Annotated in this window: 5 protein-coding genes; 2 read left to right on the top strand and 3 right to left on the bottom strand. The window is 63.3% G+C overall.

The window, feature by feature from the left end:
* On the bottom strand, window positions 1–273 hold a 273-nt coding region (locus BLX41_RS16460; RefSeq protein WP_259744956.1), incomplete at its 3' end, for a hypothetical protein.
* A gap of 84 nt (window positions 274–357) precedes the next feature.
* A complete protein-coding gene (locus BLX41_RS16465) occupies window positions 358–1575 on the bottom strand; it encodes an MFS transporter (protein ID WP_259744957.1) in 1218 nt (405 codons plus the stop codon).
* A gap of 202 nt (window positions 1576–1777) precedes the next feature.
* Between BLX41_RS16465 and BLX41_RS16470 the strand changes: the two genes are divergently transcribed.
* A complete protein-coding gene (locus tag BLX41_RS16470; RefSeq protein WP_102863896.1) occupies window positions 1778–2257 on the top strand; it encodes a GNAT family N-acetyltransferase in 480 nt (159 codons plus the stop codon).
* Window positions 2258–2351: 94 nt separating this feature from the next.
* Here the strand turns inward: BLX41_RS16470 and BLX41_RS16475 are convergent, their stop codons facing one another.
* A complete protein-coding gene (locus BLX41_RS16475; protein ID WP_123725755.1) occupies window positions 2352–3404 on the bottom strand; it encodes an NAD(P)-dependent alcohol dehydrogenase in 1053 nt (350 codons plus the stop codon).
* 180 nt (window positions 3405–3584) lie between these two features.
* Between BLX41_RS16475 and BLX41_RS16480 the strand changes: the two genes are divergently transcribed.
* Window positions 3585–4475 carry an AraC family transcriptional regulator gene (locus BLX41_RS16480; protein WP_123725756.1) on the top strand — a complete coding sequence of 297 codons (891 nt, stop codon included), beginning with the start codon at window positions 3585–3587 and terminating at the stop codon, window positions 4473–4475.
* Window positions 4476–4558: the final 83 nt, after the last annotated feature.

Genomic DNA, 4558 nt, shown 5'->3' on the forward strand with positions numbered 1-4558 from the left:
ACCGGTCTTGCCGTTGTCCGGAGTCGTGGCATCCAGGGTGCCGGCGCCGCCCTGGCGGCCGTTGTCGTTGCCCTGGATTCGCGGGTCGGTGCCGGTGGCCGGCGGCAGCGAACCCTCGTCCATGGCCGGCGGATTGATGTTGATCTTCGGTGTGCTCTGGGGGGCAGGGGACTGCGGACCTTCAACCGGATTGGTGGGGCCTGTAGTGCCCGCCAGGGCTGCGCTGGAGATCAGTCCGGCCAGGGCCAGGGCTGAGAGTTGGACCTTGATCATGGTGTCGCCTCCATTGTTTAGAGTCGTTACCTGATATTGGTCTGCCCTGGCGTGGGGTTGGTGCCGGATGATCGACGAACGGCGCTACGGGTTGTGGGCGATACGCAGTTGGACCGCCCGACGCCAGCCCAGGCGGCCGAGGCTGATCAGCCAGTTCAGCAGGGCAACTGCCAGCACGGTGAACAACAGCGCCTGCATGCCGGCCTCGACGATGATCCGTCCGGCCAGCCAGGGAAAGCCGAACACCCCGACAAAGTAGGACAGGCTGAACAACAGCAGTGCCTGCGAGGTGCTGCCGGCAGGTGCTTCGTTGGCGGCCAGGCCGTTGATCACCGAGTACGTCAGGCCATAGCCAACGCCCAGTATCACTGCGGCCAGCAGGTAGCTGGTGCTGCTGTCGACGACAAACAGGAACAGCAGGATCGACACCACCATCAACCCCGACAGCAGGCAGGAAGCGCGATAGGGGTCACGCTTGACCACTATGCCGGCGATCAGCATCCGGCTGGCAATGGCGGCGCTCATGAACCCGAGGAAAAACAGTGAATAGTCCACGCCCCGGGACGGTCCGTAGCTGGTCTGGAAACTCGACAGCCCACCGAACACGCAGCCGCCCAGGCCCACCATCAGGATTGGCCACAGGGCTCTGGAAGACAGCACACGTGCCGCTCCGCTCCAGGTGATCCGGGCTGCCGAAGTGCCTAAGTGATTGAGTTCGCGACTCAAGCGGGCGCCCAGTCGCCAAAAGATCAGCACCCCCAGCAGGCTGGCCGCCGCTGCAATGAAAAAAGCGCTGGTCACGGGATAGCCCAGGGCACTGGCCAGGCGTCCCAGCAGCGGCCCGGAACCTATCCCGGTCATCATGCTGCCCGACAGCAGGGCGAAGTAGCGGGCCCGTTGCGCTGGCTCCACCAGCATCGCCACGATGATAGGTCCCAGGGTGTAGAACACTCCCCAGCCCAGGCCCAGGGTCAGGCCGAAAAGCAGCAGGGCGTTGCCGAATCCGGGGGTCAGGGCAAAGCCCAGGCTGGCCAGGGCCAGCAGGCAGCCGAACAACGCCACCGAGCGTGCGGCGCCGAGCCAGTCCGATAGGTGCCCGGAGCCGATCACCGCGACAAAGGTGCTGAGCATTGCCGCCGAAATCACGCTGCCGGCGTCGTGCTCATTGCCGCCTCGGCTGCTGATCAGCAAGGACAGGAGAAAGGTCGATCCGTAAGACAGCGACAACAGATAGCTGCCCAGACAGAACAACCCGAACAAGGGGCCCGGGCCCCTGGATTCCTGCATAGCCCGCACGGACATGAAAGCGCCTCTCTTATGCTGGTAGTCATGGGAGGCTTTCTAACATGGTGCTCTTCGCTGTTTGTTGTGATCCTGCAGGCCTCAGGGTTAGTCGACAGCGGAGTAAGTTGCGGGTCGGGGAATCAGCTGCGCATAAATGCCCGTGCATGTATTTCGGCTGTCGTTCTAATATGGCCGCCTGATTCCGCCAAGAGAACCGTCGATGACCGTCGTAATCCGTCCTGCACTGCCCAGCGATGCCCCACAGATTCTTGCTTTCATCACTGAGCTCGCCGACTACGAGCGGGCTCGTCACGAAGTGATTGCCGGTGTCGCCGATATCGAGCGCAGCCTGTTCAGTGAGGGGGCCACGGCCCACGGCCTGATCTGCCTGCGTGACGGCGTGCCGATCGGCTTTGCAGTGTTTTTCTTCAGTTATTCCACCTGGCTGGGCAGCAACTGCCTCTACCTGGAGGATCTCTACATCACCCCGGAACAACGCGGTGGCGGGGCGGGCAAGCAACTGCTGCGGCACTTGGCGCAGATCGCCTGTGACAACGATTGCGGACGCTTCGAATGGAGTGTCCTGGAGTGGAATGAACCGGCGATCCAGTTCTACAAGTCCCTGGGGGCGCAGCCTCAGGAGGAGTGGGTCAAGTACCGCATGGACGGCGAAGTGCTGCGGGCTTTCGCCCGCGGCTGACGTCTGCTGGCCCCTGTAGGAGCCGGCTTGCCGGCGAAGGCGTACTCCGTGGAACGCCTCCCAGCGACAAGCCGGACCGTCATGGCATCGAGATTCAGACCTTCAAGGTCGCCATGTCGATCACGAAGCGGTACTTCACATCGCCTTTGATCATGCGCTCGTAGGCCTTATTGATCTGGCGAATATCCAGCATCTCGATATCGCAGGTAATGCCGTGCTCGGCGCAGAAATCCAGCACTTCCTGGGTCTCGGCAATGCCGCCGATCAGCGATCCGGCCAGTACTCGACGGCTCATCACCAGCTTGCCGGCGTGCAGTGCCGGGTCCACCGGTTCGATCAGGCCCACCAGGATGTGCACGCCGTCAAAGCGCAGGGTGTCGAGGTAGGGATTGAGGTCGTGAGGCACCGGGATGGTGTCCAGGAGGAAGTCGAAATGCCCGGCTACCGACTGCATCTGGGCTGCATCGGTGGACACGATCACGTGGTCCGCACCTTGGCGGCGGGCTTCTTCTGCCTTGCTCGCCGAGCGGGTGAACAGGGTCACTTCGGCGCCCAGGGCCTTGGCGAACTTGATGCCCATGTGGCCCAGGCCACCCATGCCGAGAATCCCCACCTTGTCACCGGCCTTGACGCCATAGTGCTTGAGGGGCGAGTAGGTGGTGATGCCGGCGCAGAGAATCGGTGCCGCGCTGGCCAGGTCGAGTTTCTCCGGGATGCGCACGACAAAGTGCTCGCTGACCACGATGCTGTCGGAGTAGCCGCCCATGGTGTTGCTGCCGTCGACCCGATCCGGGGTGGCGTAGGTCATGGTCGGACCTTCCAGGCAGTACTGTTCCAGGTTCGCAGTGCAGGCTTCGCAGTGGCGGCAGGAGTCCACCATGCAGCCGACGCCCACCAGGTCGCCGACCTTGTGCTTGCTGACGTTGGCGCCGACGGCGGTGACCTTGCCGACGATCTCGTGGCCCGGCATCAGCGGGTAGACGGCGATACCCCATTCGTTGCGAGCCTGGTGGATGTCAGAGTGACAGACGCCGCAGTAGAGGATCTCGATGGCGACGTCGTCCGCACGGGGACTGCGGCGTTGGAAACTCATGGGGGCGAGGGGAGTGGTGGCCGATTGGGCGGCATAACCGATGGCGGTGTACATGATGAACCTCGCAAAAGCGCTGACAAGTGAGGCGGTGCATTCTCGGCGTCGGGCCTGAGGGCAGCCATGGCGATTCCTCGGCATGTCATGCCTATTCCTCCGGCATTGGCGGTTTTTGCACGGCATTGGCCAGCAGACCTGCGATGATGTTTTTATCCCTTTTTTCGTGAAGATTTCTGCATGCTGCTGACCCGTCATCTGGACGCCAACGCCACCCTGGTTTCGCTGATCGAGCCCCTTGCCAGTCGCGAGGGTTTCGTCGCCACCGCCTTGCCGGGCGTGCAGATCCTGCGGGCCAGCCGGGATGTGGCCCGGGGACCGCAGATCTACGAGCCAAGCCTGATGGTCATCGTCCAGGGCAGCAAGCTGGCGTACCTGGGGACGCGGACCCTGGAGTATGGCGCCGGGCACTACCTGATCCAGGCCCTGTCGGTGCCTTTCGAATGCGAAACCTTCGCTTTGCCCAATGCACCGCTGCTGGGGGTTTCCATCGCCATCGATCGTGCGGTGCTGGGAGAACTGGTGCTGGCCATGGGCATCACCGAAGGCCGTGCGGCGTCGGCGCAGACTCTGGAGTCCATGACTTCGGCGGTGCTCGACGATCACATGCGCGGCTGCGTGGAGCGGCTGCTGCGCTGTCTGCAGGATCCCCTGGAGTGCAAGATCATGGGGGCCTCGCGGGTACGCGAATTGCTCTTCGCCGCCTTGCGCGGGCCCCAGGCCGATGCGTTGCGGGCGCTGGTGGAACAGCAGGGGCAGTTCGCCCGGGTCGCGGCTTCGCTCAATCATCTGCACGAGCATTACACCGAGCCGTTGAACGTCGAGACTCTGGCCCGCTGCGCCAACATGAGCACCTCGACCTTCCACGAGCATTTCAAGCGCAGCACCCTGCTTTCGCCGGTGCAGTATCTCAAACGCCTGCGGCTGCTCAAGGCTCAGCAACTGTTGCTGGGGGAGGGGCTGGGTGTGGCTCAGGTGGCGCACCGTGTGGGGTATCAGAGCACCTCGCAGTTCAGTCGCGAGTACAAGCGCTACTTCCAGCGTAATCCCGGGGATGAGCGCGCCGCCTGAAAACACCGCGCCCCTTGTAGGAACTGGCTTGCCAGCGAATGCGCCCTTGGGCCGGAGCAAGGCTTGGGGGGCTTCTGGTTGAT

This window comes from Pseudomonas protegens, assembly GCF_003732485.1.
GTDB lineage: Bacteria > Pseudomonadota > Gammaproteobacteria > Pseudomonadales > Pseudomonadaceae > Aquipseudomonas > Aquipseudomonas protegens_B.

Bases quoted from the DNA above. Each gene is read 5' to 3' on its own strand.
- BLX41_RS16465 (WP_259744957.1), bottom strand. From the start codon at position 1,575: ATGTCCGTGCGGGCTATGCAGGAATCCAGGGGCCCGGGCCCCTTGTTC.
- BLX41_RS16470 (WP_102863896.1), top strand. From the start codon at position 1,778: ATGACCGTCGTAATCCGTCCTGCACTGCCCAGCGATGCCCCACAGATT.
- BLX41_RS16475 (WP_123725755.1), bottom strand. From the start codon at position 3,404: ATGTACACCGCCATCGGTTATGCCGCCCAATCGGCCACCACTCCCCTC.
- BLX41_RS16480 (WP_123725756.1), top strand. From the start codon at position 3,585: ATGCTGCTGACCCGTCATCTGGACGCCAACGCCACCCTGGTTTCGCTG.